16 protein-coding genes are annotated in these 18838 nt (G+C 42.3%); 5 read left to right on the top strand and 11 right to left on the bottom strand.

Translation table 11 applies throughout. From position 1 onward, the window contains the following. Positions 1 to 171: 171 nt before the first annotated feature. From PQ461_RS09025 to PQ461_RS09005, 5 genes are all read left to right on the top strand, one after another. The gene (locus PQ461_RS09025) at positions 172 to 1311 is read left to right on the top strand and encodes a hypothetical protein (protein ID WP_274303471.1); all 1140 of its coding nucleotides are present in this window, start codon (positions 172 to 174) and stop codon (positions 1309 to 1311) included. Between the two features lie 151 nt (positions 1312 to 1462). Then, positions 1463 to 2053, top strand: a complete 591-nt coding sequence (locus PQ461_RS09020) for a hypothetical protein (RefSeq protein WP_274303469.1) — start codon at positions 1463 to 1465, stop codon at positions 2051 to 2053. A gap of 39 nt (positions 2054 to 2092) precedes the next feature. Beyond that, positions 2093 to 2569: a hypothetical protein gene (locus PQ461_RS09015; protein ID WP_274303467.1), complete on the top strand. Its 477-nt coding sequence runs from the start codon at positions 2093 to 2095 to the stop codon at positions 2567 to 2569. Between the two features lie 82 nt (positions 2570 to 2651). Further along, the gene (locus PQ461_RS09010) at positions 2652 to 3164 is read left to right on the top strand and encodes a TetR/AcrR family transcriptional regulator (protein ID WP_274303466.1); all 513 of its coding nucleotides are present in this window, start codon (positions 2652 to 2654) and stop codon (positions 3162 to 3164) included. 226 nt (positions 3165 to 3390) lie between these two features. Continuing rightward, the gene (locus PQ461_RS09005) at positions 3391 to 3516 is read left to right on the top strand and encodes a hypothetical protein (RefSeq protein WP_274303464.1); all 126 of its coding nucleotides are present in this window, start codon (positions 3391 to 3393) and stop codon (positions 3514 to 3516) included. Positions 3517 to 4093: 577 nt separating this feature from the next. On the opposite strand, the gene PQ461_RS09000 is transcribed toward PQ461_RS09005, so the two are convergent. The 11 genes from PQ461_RS09000 to PQ461_RS08950 all read right to left on the bottom strand — a co-directional run bounded on the left by PQ461_RS09000 (position 4094) and on the right by PQ461_RS08950 (position 17432). Continuing rightward, positions 4094 to 4867, bottom strand: coding sequence for a GLPGLI family protein (locus PQ461_RS09000; protein WP_274303462.1), 774 nt, complete (start codon positions 4865 to 4867; stop codon positions 4094 to 4096). Positions 4868 to 4879: 12 nt separating this feature from the next. Continuing rightward, the gene (locus tag PQ461_RS08995; RefSeq protein WP_274303460.1) at positions 4880 to 7687 is read right to left on the bottom strand and encodes a TonB-dependent receptor; all 2808 of its coding nucleotides are present in this window, start codon (positions 7685 to 7687) and stop codon (positions 4880 to 4882) included. Between the two features lie 29 nt (positions 7688 to 7716). Beyond that, positions 7717 to 8430, bottom strand: coding sequence for a LytR/AlgR family response regulator transcription factor (locus PQ461_RS08990; RefSeq protein ID WP_274303457.1), 714 nt, complete (start codon positions 8428 to 8430; stop codon positions 7717 to 7719). Between the two features lie 25 nt (positions 8431 to 8455). Next, positions 8456 to 9139 (bottom strand): sensor histidine kinase, encoded by a 684-nt coding sequence (locus PQ461_RS08985; protein ID WP_274303455.1) that lies wholly within the window; start codon positions 9137 to 9139, stop codon positions 8456 to 8458. A gap of 233 nt (positions 9140 to 9372) precedes the next feature. After that, the gene (locus PQ461_RS08980) at positions 9373 to 9981 is read right to left on the bottom strand and encodes a hypothetical protein (RefSeq protein ID WP_274303454.1); all 609 of its coding nucleotides are present in this window, start codon (positions 9979 to 9981) and stop codon (positions 9373 to 9375) included. Positions 9982 to 10589: 608 nt separating this feature from the next. Next, complete coding sequence (locus PQ461_RS08975; protein ID WP_274303451.1) at positions 10590 to 11597, bottom strand: DUF932 domain-containing protein; 1008 nt, start codon at positions 11595 to 11597, stop codon at positions 10590 to 10592. A 24-nt stretch (positions 11598 to 11621) separates the two neighbouring features. After that, on the bottom strand, positions 11622 to 11792 hold the full coding sequence (locus PQ461_RS08970; RefSeq protein WP_274303449.1) for a hypothetical protein: 171 nt from the start codon (positions 11790 to 11792) through the stop codon (positions 11622 to 11624). A gap of 5 nt (positions 11793 to 11797) precedes the next feature. After that, positions 11798 to 11926 (bottom strand): hypothetical protein, encoded by a 129-nt coding sequence (locus tag PQ461_RS08965; protein WP_274303447.1) that lies wholly within the window; start codon positions 11924 to 11926, stop codon positions 11798 to 11800. Positions 11927 to 11989: 63 nt separating this feature from the next. Next, on the bottom strand, positions 11990 to 12577 hold the full coding sequence (locus PQ461_RS08960; protein ID WP_274303445.1) for a hypothetical protein: 588 nt from the start codon (positions 12575 to 12577) through the stop codon (positions 11990 to 11992). Between the two features lie 1362 nt (positions 12578 to 13939). After that, complete coding sequence (locus tag PQ461_RS08955; protein ID WP_274303442.1) at positions 13940 to 15307, bottom strand: hypothetical protein; 1368 nt, start codon at positions 15305 to 15307, stop codon at positions 13940 to 13942. Next, the gene (locus tag PQ461_RS08950; protein ID WP_274303441.1) at positions 15282 to 17432 is read right to left on the bottom strand and encodes a Nal1-like putative serine protease; all 2151 of its coding nucleotides are present in this window, start codon (positions 17430 to 17432) and stop codon (positions 15282 to 15284) included. Before PQ461_RS08950 ends, PQ461_RS08955 begins: the two co-directional genes overlap by 26 nt. Positions 17433 to 18838: the final 1406 nt, after the last annotated feature.

Genomic DNA, 18838 nt, shown 5'->3' with positions numbered 1-18838 from the left:
GGTAATCTGAACAATGCTGATAAGATAAGCCGGCTTCGACCACTGATTCGCTCCTTTGGAAAAAACTTAACGATGTGCATACCGCCTGTGGTACCTGTTATAATTAAATCACTACATTGTGATATATTATGAACATTCTGCCTGATAAAAAGTTTATACAATAGGTAAGAAATGACGAAACCTACTCAGTCATTTGCTAAAATAGAAAGGATCATGAAGATGTTATACGGATTTTGTACGGTTACCATTATTGGTCTGTTGACCTTCGTCGGCTTTCAGTTTTTCAAAAACCAGCAAACCGTATCAGACGACCTGCCAAAAGAATTTTTGCATTACACATCAATTGACAGCTCAAATGTTATCAAAGCGGGAAAAGTGTCGATGACACTATTGCTGGAAAGCACGGAGGATATAAAGACCTTTTTAACGCCAAACAACGAGGTGATCGTCTATACGGTTCCGGAAAAAAAGACGAACTCGTTTTATAAGATCAGCAGGGACGGAGTTTTAATTGACTCTTTAACGTTGAAATGCAGACAGACAGATATTGCCTTTGTCAAAGGATATATTATTGATAGAAAGTACCATCAATATTATAAATGGGGCTTTGACGGAAATAAAGAAGCTGTTAATATCCCCCTGCAAAACGAACGACTTGATTGGGATCTGAAAAAGCAACAGGAGCAACTTAAGGTTGTTAAGGAAAAATCTACAGCTGTGTATGTCGATTATGAAACTAAGACCCCGGAGCCTATTAAACCAGCGGCTGATGGTGAGATCCAGGCTGTACCAACCATGGAAACCTATACCGTCCTGACGTATTTCGTCAATGATAATTGCTTCCGGTTTTTTACGACATTGGATACAGACAAGGATTTTCCTTATTCCTATACAGAAAAACTCCTTTTAAACGATCTTTTTAAACATATCATTACCAAAGTAAGCAGCGATAAAGAGATTATAAAAACACCTGAGATAAGGTACCGCTACTTTCAAAAGTTAAAATTCGAGAAAGTCCGATTTTCTGGAGGCGGTGGTAATGCCGCACCTTTTGATGTAATGCTTTTTCACGGAAATCTTTTTACAGATGTGATATACAAAACAGACACATTAAAATTAAAGGAGTTTATGTACCTGGAACAGGAGTGGCACCAGAGTAGCATTGAAATAAATGGAAATAATATTGGTACACTTAGTAAGAATAAAAAGCAGCCTCCAAATCATATTGATGCCTATATGTATTATACCAACCCGCAACTGGCATATGCTTTATTTACGAATAACGACAAAAAGCTTTATTTGATCAAATAACTTGTATTAAGCGATGAATAGAACGTTAATTAAGCTAATCATATTGAACTTGTGCACGCTTTCAGCATGCGATTTAAAAACAAGGGAGAAAGAAAAATTAACGAAATCGGCCCCCATTGTAAAACCAAACGATAAACTAAAACACAAGAGTGTGCAACGTGCGCACATAGACCAAATGACCTTTGTTGAGTATCTTGATGACGGCGATTATTTCCAGATACTGGCGAGAAAGGGAGACAGTATATTCAGTTTCATTAACGACATAGAAGACAACAGAAACATAAACCGGGGAGATCTGGTACAGGTAAGATGGAAAAGAGACTCCATCACTGTTCCCGGCGATAATGATTCCAAAATGCCGGCGGATATATTACTTGACCTGAAAAAAGCAGCCGACGGACCAGTTTCCCGGTTTAGAAAAACCTATGGCAGGAAGCTGAAATATACCTGGGCTACCAATGAAGAATTTACTTCATCCTATCTGGATAAAGTTTACTTAATAGTGGAGTATTATTTAACCCAAACCACGAATCCCTTATTGCGACTGGCAGTAAACAGTAAGGATGAATTAACCTATTCCATTGAGTCAAAAACAAGGGATGATCGTGATTACACGGTGATCGGCATTGCCCCGGTCGGACCAAACGGAGCTAGTATCGTTCAATGGTTGTACGTTGATGAAGAATCTGATAAACTGTACGAGTATAATCTGCCGGAGGACAAATTGATTGCATTTGATTAAAAAAGGTTAAGCAAGTAATATAAGCTAGGAATATTAACTATGGATGTGAAACGTCTTGTATTTAAGTACTGGTTACTCAACCTAACGTCAGCGGTCGCAATTTACATTGCTTACAGAATTGCCATTATAAATACATCAGACACCGGCGAAGGCTTATCATCATTTATATTAGACATCCTCGACATTTTGTTGAACCTTGGTTTCTCATTGTTTTACATTGCAGCATTGGTACTCGGTTCTTTTGCCATATTTTTGAATCGCTTCAAAAAAATACGAGAGAACAAATTCCTCTCATGGCTTACTTTTTCCGGCACACCGATACTTATAGCTATAATGTTAATCATTTCACTAACGGATAGTTACCATAGCGGCATTATGACAAAAGCTACGATCGCTGCCATAGCATATCCATTGATCACAACCTGGTCCTTTCTGGAATTCAGAAGAGGATACCTCCTTAAAACCAAAGCTCAAGTAAATGACAAGAAAGATCACCAACGGCCCCGTTCGAAATAAGGAACGGACTAAGGCGACATTGATAAATGCGCTCGGAAAGATATTAAAGAAGAAGGGTTTTGCGGGTTTAAGCGCGAGCAGTGTGGCTAAGGAAGCTAAGGTGGACAGGCGGCTGATCTATGATTACTTTGGTGATTTGGAGGGACTGGTAAATGAATACCTGAACAACAAAGATTATTGGAAGATGGAACCCAAGGATGTTGAAAGTATTGTCCAGGCAGCCAGGGAAGACGCCGGTAAAGCGCTTGCGTATGGTGTACTGCAAGATCAGTTGGACAGCTTGATCGGCAATGAGGAAATGCGCCGCATTATTACGTGGGGACTAAGCGAAAAGTCGGCCATGTTAAAGGAACTTGATCTGAAGCGTGAAAATGTGGGAGAGATCGTATTGAGTGAGGTTTTCGATAAGCGATTCGCCGATAGCAAAGTGAACTTCCGGGCAGTATACGCCTTACTCATGGGTGGTGTTTATTATCTCACCTTACATGCCAAAATGCAGGAAAATACCTTTTGTGGAATTGATATCCAACAACCGGCCGGACAAGACGAGATCAAGAAGGCACTTAGGCAGCTACTTGATCTGATCTATAAATGATGCTTAAACTAAAAAGAATCGTATGAAGTGTAGTTATAAAAGCAATTGTATCGTCCTGATGCTTTTTTCTTTTGTGATGATCGCGTTTGGTTGTGATAGTGGAAATAGAGGGCCGAATTCAAATAACCATAAAAAACTCCAAAAGAGCGTTCTCACTAAACAAGTAAAAACCACTGAAGACACAAAATTATCATCCTTTGTATTGAGTTGCGGGTCCGGCTGTGCTATGACCTACACGCCGGAGAGCATAACGGGAAAGCTTCCTGTTTTGATCGTTCAATTTAAGGTAGAGATGTTTGTGGACGAAGAGCTAACCGATACCTATAATGAGCTATACGAGTTTTCTTTATAAAAGTATTTTCTGAAAACCCTTAGAAACATTTCCAGTAGTTGTATGCGGAATCAACACCAGGTCTGCGCTAGCTTCGGCCAGATCTCCCTTTAGAAAGTCTATCATCTTTTTTTTGTTACTAGATTGGATATTCCTTTCTATGACGATCCTGAAAAGGAATAGGTTCGTTAAATTAAGTTATTAATCGCCTATAATCCAAATATTTGTTGGTTGAAAGGTGGTATTAAATCATTTTGTATTATGCCAAGTAAGCTTTCTTTGAGATCTTCAAATGAAAATAGCAATATCAATTAGTTAGTCATGTGAAGTTTGAAGAAAAACTGCGAAACTGAAATATTGATGATATTAATACAGGTTTGATTAAATGACTAAAGACTCCTTAAAACAGCGATAACATACATTTAATGCAAGAAAAAACCATTGTTATTAAAAGAATCGGTAGAGATGCGAGTTCCAGGATCCCCAGCCCGGACATAATTCGAACCACTTAATAGCGCAATTGAGGATTTTAAATGAGCTATACGCTGTATAAATTAATATTTGTTGGGTAAAACGATTCCTAAATCCCAAGAGCAGGTTATAATAAAAACGGGATTAATTCATCGGATCTATAATTTGCATCGCTTTTAAAAACGCCCCTAAGTTTATTGATCAGTTCTTTGAAATTAATTGTCGTACCGCCTGTCGGCGGCAAAACTGAATTAACCGATAAATCAATATCATCTACTTCAGTAGCAATCCAGCTTATATTTTCATGAGGTAAAGCCAATTGAAGAATCATCCCCGGCAGGCCTCCAAATGATTCCGGCCCACCCGAAACAGGAATTTTATCGGTATAGAATGCAACCACATAGACAGAATCTAATACGAGGCCATTCGCCCGGTGACAAGGATAACCCGCTATATCCCGAACTTCATCAGTAAATTTCCATTTGATATTTCTCAAACTATCCTTTAACAGGTAGATTTCATCAAATACTTTTCGCTTGCTTATTAGTTGTTTATTGTTCAAATCGGAATAAACAACATTATTTTGCATCGATATCTGCGGGTCATCAAAAAAGCTGGTAATGGAGGTATTCACGCCGACGGGTGTGAACAATGTTTTATTACCGACAAATACTAACGTACTTTTCAATTCCTTGAATTGCGGGTGCTGTTGCTTATAGGTTTCAAAAGCCGATTTTAAAAGGCTTTCATTTTCTTTGTTGATATTACGCTGAATGATTGCGTACATATTTACCGTCTTTTTATACTCGATTAATCCGGAGCGGGTAAATCTTACATTTTGAGCAAAAGATGAAACGGCTAAAAAAGCCCAGACGCCAAATGTTGAAATTATCTTTTTCATGATATTATTTATTTATTTATTATCGGCCCCAATCTTGTTAAAATCATAAGATAACGAGATCATAAAATATCTCTTAATTGTTGTATAGTTGCTTTGTGTGATCAGGTTGCCGGATACATTGCGATTAAACCCTGTATTCTGATTCAATAGATCGTTACCGGAAACAGAAAGTTTTAACGTCTGTTCTTTGAGGAATAATTTATTTAAAGAGGCATTGATAATTAACCTGGAAAAATTCTGGTCAAAAGTTTTTGTCTTACTGTTATATTGGTAATTGGCATTAGAAGAAAGTTGAAATTTACCAGGCAGGTACAACGTAAAATCCCCGTTGCCCGTAAAGCCTTTGCCGTTATTATTAATGTTTTGCTGTAAGGATGATCCGCTACTGGTATATGTGGGTCCCAAACTGGCGTTGAATTCGTACACGTTCGCTTTAGCTTTTGAAAACCTTGCCTGTAAGGTATAAACGGTATAGTTTGTTTGGTTCAATTCATTGTTGGAGAGATTATAGTAGGTGTTACCGTTAATATTTAGATTGATTCCGGCATTCAGGTCAAGCGGTTTAATTTTGCGGTCAAAAAAGGCAGCGAAGTTAAAGTTGGTGGTGGTTTTATTTTTCAGATTAATGTACCTGTTAACCGTTCTGCCAGCAGAATCAGTCATCAGGCTACTTACTACCGGATTGGCATTTAGCTGGTAACCGGTAAATACGCCTACCAATTGGCCATTTAAAGGATTATATGACTGGTAGCCAACAAATGCCCGTTGGATAAAAGACGGTTTCAAACCGCGATTTCCCTGGGTAATATTCAGGGGATCGTTATTGATAAGCACCGGCTGTAACTGTGCAACAGTCGGCTCAACAGAATTACCATCGTAATTTATTCGAATAGAGGATTGCTGCGAGATCTTGTATTGTAAATTGACCTGTGGGTTCCAAAGGACAAAGTTCCGGTTTAGCTTGTTTTTTGAGTAGATATCCAATTGTCGGAAATCAACACTACTTACTTTGGTACCGAACGAGAGCATAGTTTTATTTTTAACCAGGTTAAAGTTGACGCCCAATTGATTGGAGAATTGTTTTACTTTAAAATTATTGCTGTAAAGGCTGTCTAAAGAACTATAGCTCCCATCTGCTGATCTATTGAATGTTCTTTGATCAGACGCACTACCGCCAGCGGCGAACGCATAATTCAACACCATTAAAACGGCTTTTGACAAGGGCTCAGAGTAATTAAGAATGGCATTAACTGCGTTATTGGATGTAGCGTTAGTCTTAAACTGATTGACCGATTGTGTGCTATCCGGTGAGCCATTGGAATAAAAGTTAATTTTTGAGTTTAACAATCCTGTAGCGCTGGTCTTGTTGATTGATCCAATGAGATTTAAAGAAAAGGTTCGACCGGGTTTATTCAACTTTTTTATATAAAGCACCCCTGTTGTCATATTTTGTTGATCCGCATTTGAGGAACTGTTCAATAAATTACTGTTTAAAAGATTGCCCACTTCGTTATCAGTAGTGGTAAGAGCGTGGTTATTTTGTTCTGTATTTTTAATCCCGCCATTAAAGGTAATTTTGAGGTTTGAAGTACTGTCCGGTTTAATTTGAGAAACACCATCAATTTTTTGACGGAAAACGTGGTTATGGAAAGTTTGATCAGTATTACTATTCAGCCGGCCTGTTGGAATGTTATTTTGAGTTTGAATATTGTTCGTTCCGTCTACTGTCAATGCGCCGATCTTATAGTTAACATTAATGCTGAGTGTATCACCTTTCCATTTATTATCATAATGAACTCCACCGGTACGGGCGACAGGTAACCCTTTGCCGTCATACTGGCCACTTCGAGATTCCAACTCATCATAACCGCCAAGATCGATCATCATTCCCGGAGTGGAAATGTCAATATTCGAAGTGGCGTATTTAGCGTTATCCTGCCAGTCCAGGCTTGTTTTTCCCTCGTTCCCGGTTACGCCGTAAACCGAAAACCGCTGCCTTGCACTAAAAGAATTAAACATCAACTGTCCCCGATAGTAATCATCAGTTCCAACTCCAGCCTCAGCTTTTCCAAAATAGCCCCTCTTTTTATCTTCTTTTAATTTTACATTCAGCGTTTTGTCGGTTTTGCCGTCATTCATGCCAGTAAGGGTTGCCTGATCACTTTTCTTATCAAATAGCTGTACCTTATCCACCATATCCGCACGAAGGTTTCGTGTAACTAAGGTAGGGTCATCCCCAAAAAACTCCTCGCCGTCCACAAGTACCTTGTTAATTGTTTGGCCCTGAGCCGAAATCCTGCCATCCTTATCTACTTGTATTCCCGGTAGCCTTTTCAGCAAATCCTCTACCTTAGCATTAGGACCTAATTGATAAGCTTTGGCGTTATACTCTGTAGTGTCTCCTTTTATCCGAATGGTCGATGCGGTCCCCTTTATAATCACTTCCCTTAATAGATTGGACTTTAGTATCAGGCCGATCGTACTGAAATCCCTGTTTGTCTGACTTGAATCAAGCGTGAATTTTTCTGAATAGTCCGCATAACCGGGATAAGAGATATGAAGGATATAGTTACCATCTGACATATCATTCATCAGGAAACTACCATCGGATTGAGCTCGCGTAAATTTTCTGATAATAGAATCCCTACTGTTTAGGATGATTACAACAGCATCTTTAAGCAGTAGATTGGCGCTGGTATCAACGACCACTCCTTTGAGATTATAACCCGAAGTGAGTGTCTTGAGCTTTACCTGCTGGCAAAAAACGGGCAAGACGAATCCTAATGACAATATTATTGTCATTAATTTTTTAAGGTACATGATGGTTATTTTATAGTGATGCTTTTTAGTTAAGAGGATTGTTTAAGAAGTATTTCAATTTGGGTCAGATAGGATGGGCCGATTGGAATTTCTGTTTCTTTAAGCCATACACTTCTTTTATCAACCTTTGTTATTTTTTCCTTCGCTACGATAAATGAACGGTGCACGCGGAGGAATGCGTTGGCTGGCAGCAACGCTTCGGCTTCCGCAGTGGTAAGACGGGACATTACTGGCGGCTTCTCATTTAAATGTAACTTCACATAATTACCAACGCTTTCTGTATAGCGTAAATCGGCAAGATCTATTTTTATCTGTTCGAAGCCACTCTTTATAAATATAGCTGGCAAAGCTTCCGAAGGCATCTGCTTGCTATTGCCTTTCATTTGTTGAAATTCATAAGCTTTACTGCAGGCTTTTAAGAGGCGGGAGAACGAAAATGGTTTTAACAGGTAATCAATAGCATCTAGCTCGAAGCTCTGTACCGCATGTTCGCTGTAAGCGGTTGTAAAAACCACCATTGGAGGTTTTGGCAATGAACAGATAAATTCAATGCCGGACAGACCGGGCATCTTAATATCTAAAAAAACTAACTGAATCTCATTTTCCTGGAGAAAACTAATTGCTTCAACGGCTTTAGTGAAACAGGCTGCAAGCTTTATAAAGGGAATTTCTTCCAGTAAGTTTTTTACGACCTCCAATGCAAATGGTTCATCGTCTATAGCTATGGCATGCAACATATTCATCCCTTTAGTGTTTCCGGTTCAATAATCAAATCAATAATAACTCTTTTTCGGTTGTTTCGCAGTTTAGATGGTGCCGACCTTTGTAAAACAACGCAAGCCGTTCCCTGACGTTTTGAAGGCCAATACCGGAATGCCTGCTTTCGGGATCGTTGAGGTCTGTCTGGTGCAAACTGTTCCGCACATTAAACCAGATCCCTTTGTGATCGCATGTTAAAACGATGCTGATCCATGACCTTTGGTTGATGTCAATTCCGTGTTTGAAGGCATTTTCGACAAAGGGTATCAATAACATTGGGATGATCTCATAGCTGCAATTATTAACCACGATCTTCTCGCTGATATCAATTTCGTCTGAATCCTGTATTCGCAATTTTTGCAGGGCTAAATAATTTTGAAGGTAACTAACCTCGTTGCTCAAAGGGATAAAGTCAAGATGGTTGTCATCCAGCATGAATCGCATCATGTCACCGAGCATTTGTATCGCGTTAGCCGTTCTTTTGGACCCGTCTACCAAGGCCATGGCATATATCGTGTTCAGGACATTAAACAAAAAGTGAGGATTAATTTGCGAACGCAAAAATTGCAGATCAGCAGTCGATTTCGATAATGCAATTTCGGCACCTCTTAATGCGCTTATTTTATCTTTGCGCTGCCGATAAAGTATCCACGTAACTGGTGTAATAACGACAAGTTGAATTATCCAGTTCATTAGCATCACCATTGGTGATACCCCCGTTCTATTTATAAAGACTATGAAAAGGATGGAATAGAAAAAGGTAGAAATTGCAAGACGCCAGATAAGTTTAAAAGAAATGCCCGGTGTATTTGCAAAAGAAGGAAATAGCCAATAAGTATTACTGAAATAGACAAAGATTACAGATGGAATAAAAATAAAATAAGCGCTATATATGCTATCGTCGTTAATAATGTGGAAAGCGGACGTCAACTTAGGTAACAGTAAAACGATACATAAGGTAGCTCCCACCTGATTGCGATCAATATTCGATAATTACTTTTTGATCCGAAGTTTTCAATGCGGTAAATCACATATTCCCTGATGCACGCATAGATTCCATAAATAGTTAAAAAAATGAGCGCCCTGTCAAACCCTGCCCACAAATCAGTTAAGGGGGTTTCGTTATATCCAAATGACGCGAATAAGGAAAATTCCCCATAATTATTCCAGGCCGGATGTGCATAATAAGTTGCGACGTTTACCCCAATGGCAAGCAAATAGCTCAGAACAAGTAATTGAAATAAAACCCAGGGATAAATAAAAAACGACCTATAATTTGTTCGCTGCAATTGCGGGATGGTAAAAAAATTAATCAAGAAATAAGCGATCAGCAATAACAATACTACGCCAACGCGTGGTAACAGAAGATTAGCGGAATAGTTGAAATGAAAGTTGGGATGGGTAATATTATACTGGTGAAAACCGGCGGTATAAACCGGTGCCAAATTTAGACGCTGTAAAGTATAACCGATGATTGCCATCAAACCCCAAAAGGTGATGAGCAACCGTTCATACTTTCTTATCTCAACTTTCATTGTCTTTGTATTTAGTACAATGATACAAGGTTGAAATTTACGTATTTTAAAAATGTGACGAATCGTGAATTCGAGGGATGGATAACCTAAATTCATTCGAAGTAATAACTAGTAATCAATAATGGAAAAGTAGGTTATTATCAAAATTGGAAGTTTCAAGAATATTAGCACGGTGTGTATCCATTCCCCAAACTGGGCTCGAACCAAAGTATTAACAGGCCAGCTGATTCACATTAAAAAAATGATTGGATATCATCCATTTCTGCTATCAATAAAGGATAACTGAACATTATCAATTACTAGAAAATAAGCACAAAAGTTGTCCATATCTCTTTGTTTAAGATGTCATCGTCATGGACAATGCTTTGAATTTGCTTTTTGTCTTCCATAGTGTACATCTGCCGTATTTACCCAATGCTATATTAGCAGTCGGAGTGTTGGTTATTATCTTCAAAGCGAAATTCCACTAACAGAGAGTTCCTAAGTCTTTAAACCGAAAAATTTTATATTGGGTTAAAGCTCTTTTAAAGAGGGTAAGCTAAGCTTAAGGCGCTGCAAAAGCGCTTTAGCATTTAAATTAAATATGGCGGGACTTGCCCGCCATCCTGTTAATTGAGTATCAAGGCATCTGGGCCAGTTTTGGCAAAGTCAGTACAAAAGTCAAAGGCGCTTTGGCCCCTTTGTAATCCCGTACCGTACATGATGCTTTTAAACTTGCTTTCTTCGTCCCGAAAGTTGCGGACGTTTTGGAAATAACCTGTGATGCTATTGTAGGCACCGAACAAAGTGCCTTTTGTGGTGGTTTCCTGTTGACTGTTAGCGGTCATAGCATAATCAAAAACACTGCTCACCATATTGTTATAGTGGCTGGACAGTTCATCTTCCCGGCCTGTTTTCAATTTTTGATGAGTTTCCTTGTTGGGTATCATGGCTAACTGTATCAGCCGTTTTACCTGTGGGTCGGTTATCTTAACCCTTGACCATCTGTTGAAAATGGTCTCCAGTTCAACGGTCAATTGGTCGGTCAGACCTAACATTTTGTGTGCGCTCTTTAGCTTTTCCTCGGCACTGGCAGTATGCCTGATACTAATTGCGTTGGTGCAATTGCGTAAAGCTGCATTTAGGGTATTTGAACACCAAATCCGAACGGGCGTAAATGCTATAGTTATACATCCCGTACCGTTGTGGGTTGATGTCAGGAACAAATAATTGTCGATTAAATCATCCCGGCCGACACGAATATGTTCGGGCAATTTTGCGGTTACAAATATCGTTTCACCATAACCTAATGCCCCGGCTGTTTCATACTTGATTTGATTTTTACCCCCTGCAATGCTATCAAAAAAATCAAACGCCTGCGTATTCTGCACGACTGTATAATCGCTCCCTATCTTATCGCCTAAAATGGCCTCGGTATCGCTACGAAACGTAAAGTAACTGTTATCTGATATGATGTTTATGCCACTTGGTAAAGGGTGGATATTTGGACGCTTTACGACTTCAAAGTCCAGCCACGCCTCCTGTATCGCTTCCGCACTGGTAGCATTCGGTGAAATGGTTTTGCCTATCATCTGCCATACTTTTGGCTTAACGATGTTATTATTTATAGCTGTCATTTTCTTAAAAAATTGTGGTTAAAACTATTTGCGTTTAGTGCGCAAATCCATGATTTTACTATTGATTATCCTTACATTTTTGCTATCCATGACGGTATACACCGTATTGCGCTGAACGTCCCCGATAGCATCCTGTATGTTTTTGTAATTGGTTTCAATTACTACTTTGATTAATAAATAAACCGTGTCTTTCATGGCGATTAATAATTGAAGCCGTTTAAAAACCTGGCGTATTCTAACTGAAAAGCTGCCGGATTTTCGAGGGCTAAATTTTCTGCATAACCGTCCCAAAATATTTGGTTGGTCAATTCGATAAATAACTCGTACATGGGATAGCTGATTAAGTAAGTGATTAATGATGCCCCCTGCATTTAAAGGGGGCCTTAAATGGTTTATTGGGGCAATACGATTGAGGCTTCAATCTCGGCCAGTTTGTCAACGCACATGCTGTTAACCATCTGTGCTACCGCCCAAATAATAGTCGGGTTTTTGGTTTCAAACTTCCTGCGGTTATCGTCCTCAATGGTCAGTACACAACCTGTGTAATAATTTGTGTCGGTGGTGTCCGCCTCGTCTCTTAACTCAACCTCGAAACTTTCCAGATTTTTAATCGTGTCCTGCAGCTTGTTGCGTTGGTTGCTTTTGCGGTGCATTTCTTCAATCCACTTTAACGTACCCTCTAAATTCAGGATGGGCTTAATCGCTGCCTTAACTTCCGCTTTAGTCGGCTCAGCTTGTGACTGTAGTTGCGCTTTCTGTTCGTCCTCTTTCGCCAGTTCAACTTTAGGCGCGTTTTGGTCATTCACGGGCGGTAATTTGGTTTCCGCTTTTATGGGTTCATCTTTCTTTACTTCGTCCTGTTTGGCAGATGTATTAAAGGCGGTACTAACCGGCAAATTGTTTGTTTTAGCGGTTACGCTGTTTGCTGATTTGTTTTCAACTTTGTTATTTTTTCCGCTTTCGATTACTGTAGTTTTCATTATTTCTAATTTTAAAAGTTCTTACTGATTTTGATTTTAATTCCCTGTGACGGTTTGCGGTCTGTGCTTTCCGTTATGCGTGGGGGCGCTCTGTTTCTCCGTGTGTTCATATCCGTTATGCTTTTCGAGGTCACCCTCGGCATTGCCTCCGGTGGCTTTTTGTAGGCACCCGCACCTGAACACGCCAGGCTGAGGGGCAAGACTTTTGGAAAAAAATACTACCCCGTAGCGCAGCGAAGGGCGTGGAGATTTTTTTTCCAAAACCGAAGGCTTGGTCTTGACCAGCAGCAACGGCGTTCAGAAATTTGCTTGCGAAAAAGCCAGTGGAGTAAAATAGAAGGAGTTAAAAAGAGCTCATCAAACAGGAAAAATAAACTATGACCGAGGAACGAGGTCTTGGTTAAAAGCAGTGAAGCGGCTGAATGCAGGAACGAAATGAAGCGGCTGGAACTGCTGTTCAGTGCATTTTGAAAACCAACTAAGCCCCGATAATGTGCTGGCAGCGCTCAATGTAAGCAAAGACCTTTCGGACAGGCTGCGGTGCTGATCGAAAACCGGTCTGATGCGGACATCCTGTTTGCCGTGTGTGAGATCATTGGGGAATTGTGCCGCGGTAATTTTGAGGCAGCCAAAATGTGGGTGGCGAAGATCGCCGGGCAGTTATTCCGGGTGGCGGCCTTTACGTTCGGTCCTTAAAGATCGAGCGTCTACCTCGGCTTTTACCGGACCCTGGTTAGCGTAGTCGCTGTCGCCAATGAAAACCCGGCCGGGTGGTTGGCCTTCCGCAACGACCTGCGGCGCGTGTCATATTACTTTTCATTGATCCAAAACGAAAAGCTGAACAACCGCCTGTTCGCTTTGGAAAAAGTAGCGGCGGAACATGCCCGCCTGGTTTATCGCTGTATCGAATGTGAGGAAAAGACCTATAGTGTCGACAATGAAATGTGCTATTGCTGTAACCTGCAGTTCGCGGATTTCGGCGAGTATGTCAACTGCCTACCTGCAAGGCGCCGAGGAGCGTGATTATTGATCACAATAATATCGCGATCAATAATCATGTGATGAACGGGCTTTGCCTGAATTGCGGTGAACGGCCCTCCGTTTTCAAGTGCCCGGATTGTGAAGTAGCCACGGCATTTTACGATGTTGCCGAGCTTAATACCACTTGTTTTGCCCGAAAATGCGAGCTGCGGGCTTAGTTGGTCTTTATTTTCCTAGGATCAGGTTTATGATAAAGCCGGTACAAACCAGACCAATAACATACTGGACAAGGAAGGTCACCATGAAACGTTTCTGAAAGGACATGTTCTTAAAATCAAAATTCACTTTGAAAAAAATGAAGCTGGTATAGACCAGGCAAAATCACCAGTAGGTAAATTGGCGGGCGAAAGCCCGGTGGTGGTATTTAATATTTTTGGGGTCTAATTTTTCAACGTAGTACAATTCCTGGAGCCGTTCGAAAATCTGCAGGTTGTAACCCGTAAACAGTAAGATCAGCAAGACTGACCAGGGCAGGATGCGCCACTTTTCGTAGCCGTATTTCCACCACAGGTCGCTTAACCGGTCAACGAAAACATCAAAACGATAGCGGTCATATATCCAGGATGAGAAGGTCCCGGCCCGGGTGCCCCGCAGGGTGTCCAGTTCGACCTGTTTGCGCCGGTATTCGATGTCCAGCTTTTTAAAGCTGCTGGTATAGCCATTGTTCTTGAGGTAATTGAGCGTCTTTTGATAAACGCTTAACACCTCTTCCTTGTTGGTGCTTTTGCTGACTAGCCTGAAGTGGTCATACTCAAAATTGAGGTCCTTGATCATACTGCCGTCCAAGATGAGGTCGCAAACACGGCCGTCTTTATTTTCAAAGTTCGAGATGTCGAGGCGATCGGCGGTGACGTTGGAAAGGTCAATTTCCTGTGGCAGATTCGTATTGTAAACCCGTAGTTCTGCATTGGGAAGAAAGGTAGCCCCGGACAAGTCTAACGTGCTGTCCAAAATACAATTGCGCAACGTTAAAGAACCTTTAAATTGCTGATACTGCATATAGCCCGCTTTTTTCATAAAATCTGCCGGTTGGCGGTTACCGGCCTCCGTAGCTTTCAGGTAAATGCCATGCCGGAGTGCACAGCTGTTAAAGATCAGCCCGCCTTTCAGGGAGTCCCTGACGAGTACATTGCAGTCATCGTTGAAGTACGTCCCATAAAATGATAAAGCCGGCTGACCGGAATGCTTCAAGTCCAACGTGAAAGAGCGGTTGAAATGCGCCTTGTCAAATAGGACCACCTCATTTTGTGGTTCACCCGCCAACTTATCGCCATTCAAAAATACATGACTGTAGAAGAATCCTCTAGCTGGTTCCTGATAGCCGCCCCTGCTATCCTCCTGCTCGCTCAGCGAATGGACTTCTTTTCCGGATATGGATATCGGCGGCCAGAAGATACGTATGAGCTCCTGATCGGCACTCCGCAAAGTGTCCGCCGTTGCGGTACTGATCTCCCCGTTCGTTTTATAGACCGTCATCCAATGACCTTTTACCAGGCTATCGGAAGCAAGCTTAATAACTGCCGTGTCTGTCGGAAAGAATTTGGAAATAAACCCGAGGAAGGTACTGTCGTCCAGTCGTTTGCTGAATTTTTTTTCGGGGCATTCATTTTCATAGCTGCAAACCAGCAAATAAAAAAGAACCAGCAAGCCAAATCCCAGCCAGTTAGTCCAGGTAACCGTTGATCTCATGAATATTCACTGAGGGTAAAAAATCGGGTCTTTCGTAAAGGACTTTCACATCGTCGCCGGTAATGCCGGCGAGATTGGTGATATTTTGAGAACCGCGCCCGAGTGTCCAGGCACTGTTCCATAGCGACGCCAGGGTGGTCGCCCCGGCGCTGAACAATTTGGGCAGCACGGTTTTGCCGGTGGAGGCATAAAAGCTGGTGACAAAATCCTGTGGTGAAGCGATGTAGGCATCGACGATCTCTTCCGGCGCGATGGTCTCAAAGGTATCTTTCATTAATTGGACGGTAGCTGCTGCAGCTTCCTTTCCCGAGCGGAGGGTGATGAGTTCAGCACGGGCGGCCAGCGCCTGGGCAGCTGTCATGATCTCATCATTGTAACGGTTGACCAGTTTAGCCTCGAAAGCCTCGTGCACACCTTCTCCCGATTTGCCGCCCGTTGACGGCTTTCCATTGAACATATAGGAAATGTGCAGGGGTTGGCAAGCGTCGCCGATATAGTGTGCCAGGATGCCGGCCGCCGCCAGGTAAGCGGCGCGGTCGCCTTTGCCGGCAAATTCTACCATCTTGAGGAAGATCTGCCAGGCCCGGAAAGGTAAGATCCCTTTGCTGGGATCTTTGACATCAGGGTCGGCATAATAGCTGAGCCAATCCTGCGGGGTCAGGTATTGCATGTCCTGCCCACTGCCTGAACATAGCTCCAGCAGCGTCTGGCCTTTGGAATCGGTTTTGTCCATATCTGCGAAGTGGTTGGGGTTTTCCAGCGGACGCTGGTATTCGCCGCCCCGGATCTTCCAGACCAGGTCGGGGACATCGGCCAGCGGCGTATAGCTGATCTGCTGACGCGCTTTTTTAACGCTGGTATCCTTTTTTAAAATGCCTTGTTCGAAGGTAATTAGGCTGAGGTGATTTTGCAGCAAGGTTTTCAACTCTATGTTCTTGACCAGGCTCGTCGCCAGGTTGGCGATCGTGTAATGCCCGAGTTCCCCCCAGGTATAGTCCGCCTCGGTGTTCCAGCCGGCCACGATGTCGACTTCCAGCAGGCGGAGCACGTTAGACAGGCAGGTCGCTAGTGCGTAAGTATGTTTACGGGCCTGACCGCCGCTGACAAAACAGTGCTGGCCCCATTGCACAGCGAGCGGCCGGTAGACCTTGCCCGCAGGTTCGGTAATAGGAATGGTCCAGATCGTGCCTGAGTCGCCGTGACGGGTATCGAGTCCGACGACCTTGTCGCCGGGTCCGATCAGGAAATCGCAGACATATTCTAGGCCGCCCACCGACTTGTAGCGGTAGAATAAGGCGGCGATCTCGCCCCGCAGGTGGCCGGAAATGCAGCCATAAGCCTCGGCCGGCGATCCGATCAGGTTTAGGCTGAGGTTGCTGGTGTTCAGATCAACCAGTTTGCCGAGTTCACCCAGACCGAAAATATCAGTCTTCCAGAAGTTCAGGTCAGTGATTTCAATGAGGCCGACGTCTGCGTTGACAACGAGGTTTGCGGAGCGCCAGCCCTCGTATACCTTTTCAAAGAATACATTGCCGACCTGTTTGCCAGCGCTTTTGCCAATAGGCACCAGTGTGCCTTTGAGTTTCGTATAAACGGTGGTGCCGGCGGGCCCGGTGACATGACGGTTGGTTAGTGCGTAATAACTGTGCCCGTCGGAAACGATACAGCCGATGGAAGCGATGCGCTCCACGCCCTGTGACTGGATGACGAGCGGGTAGCCGCCGCCAATATAGTCGGATGGAAAGGCCAGTTCTTCGGGGCTGACCAGGTCGGTACTGGCATCACAGCTGGACGCTTCGATGACGCAAACAGGTACTTCGCGCCCGTCCGGGAGGTATACGGTGGAGGGGATAAAGCCGTCGAGCACAGGTGATCGGCGGAACTCTTCCGGTGTCAGCCATTTTTCCACGAATACTAATAGGCAGGGCCAGGAGGAATCGTCGATATAAGTATTGTCGAGCGTTTTCGCGCCAGCGGGGTTGCCACTGCTTCGCCTGCGGTATTTGCCTACGGCTGTCCCGATGACGTTTTCCTTGTTCATCAAGTGGACGTGGAAGGCTTCCCTAGCGTCAAGTAGATCTTTGAGCGATAGGAAGCGGAAGGCATTCTCGCTTTTTGTTGCCATGATAAGTGATAAGTCGAATAATTGTTAAACTTATTGAACGTCAGTCAAATATCCAAATGTAATTTACAAAATCTGGACGATGCTTAGTGCTCTATCTTCAGTGTTTATTTGTATACGGCGGCATACAAATAACACTATTTATTATCGTCACTACACCGATTAAGCACTAAATAAATTGCTATATTTTAAATGGACAAAGTAGATTTGTTATTCTTCTTAATAAGCGCTAATGTTCATTTCTTGTATAGTTTGATTGAAGGAATACTAACCGAGGTTGGCAGTAAATACATCAAACACTAGTAAAAGCAAAGCCGACCAAGCAATAGGTTATATAAGATTGGTGTCAGTTACTATTTTATTAAGCAATATTTTATTAAATAAATGCGCTTGCTCGTCTCTGCCCAAGTGGCTTGTTGTTAATTATGGTCGCACTATAGTAACGTATAGGGCAAAGAACTTTACAAGTATTTTGCCAATTCAAATTAGAAGGATCGGATGGCAATAGGGAGGCAGAATAGCAGAGACAACTGCTAATGCCGTGTACTTAGGCACTATATCGCCTGCCTATCCGCATTTATTTCAGGTGAGGCCATGTTTGATGGTGATGAATGGACAGCCTGGGTGAATTGATCGCGAAAGAAATTAGGATTGATTTTTCGCCTGACCAAATGTTTCGGAACTGCGTTTATGTTAGCCTGATTGGGATGTACAGGAAGATCTAATCATGATACTACAAGACTTTTACAACGATCTAACGTTAGAAAGTGCCATGCACGGCACACCCGTGCGTATGAACTTTGTTCCGGAACATAGTGGTCAAGTTCAACAGAATCTCCACTTCCATTTGTACAACAGTAAAAATAAAGGAATTTACATTCGCGACACTACCCTTATTGTCTACGATAACTTTTCGATAGCAACTTTAACTGCTTTATAATTATCAGAAGATTGTATACCGATATTGTGAAATGCGTTTAGTAGCCGATCCTCAAAATCATTAAAAATATCGTGCTTAAACTGCGGCTGTTTGGCAATCTTTAACATCTTAATCAACTTAGGAATTGCTGCTGCGTCCTTCAATAAGGAAATACTTCCCAGGTTCAGTCTGAAATCAAAATTAGGTCAGGGTTTGCAAGTATGAGATCAGCCCGAAAGGCCCCGTATAAGCAGGATCACCGTGGTGTATTCGTTGCTCGCCTTGGCCCTGTCCGTGGTAATTGTCTATCGCTCCATATCACCACAATCCTTTAACAAACTGATCATCTGGAAAACGGACAAAATTCGTCCTGAAAACCTACAACGACTTACTGACTCGGTTCTATCTACGATTTGACATAGACAGTAACCGCTGAAAAATTACCGATACACTGCTTCATAGCAGTCGCGTCAAATAATCCCGGCCAAAT

Origin of the sequence: Mucilaginibacter sp. KACC 22063, assembly GCF_028736115.1 — a bacterium.
Classification (GTDB): domain Bacteria; phylum Bacteroidota; class Bacteroidia; order Sphingobacteriales; family Sphingobacteriaceae; genus Mucilaginibacter.
Note: the sequence above shows the minus strand (reverse complement) of the source record. Positions and strands in the feature narration are given on the sequence as shown.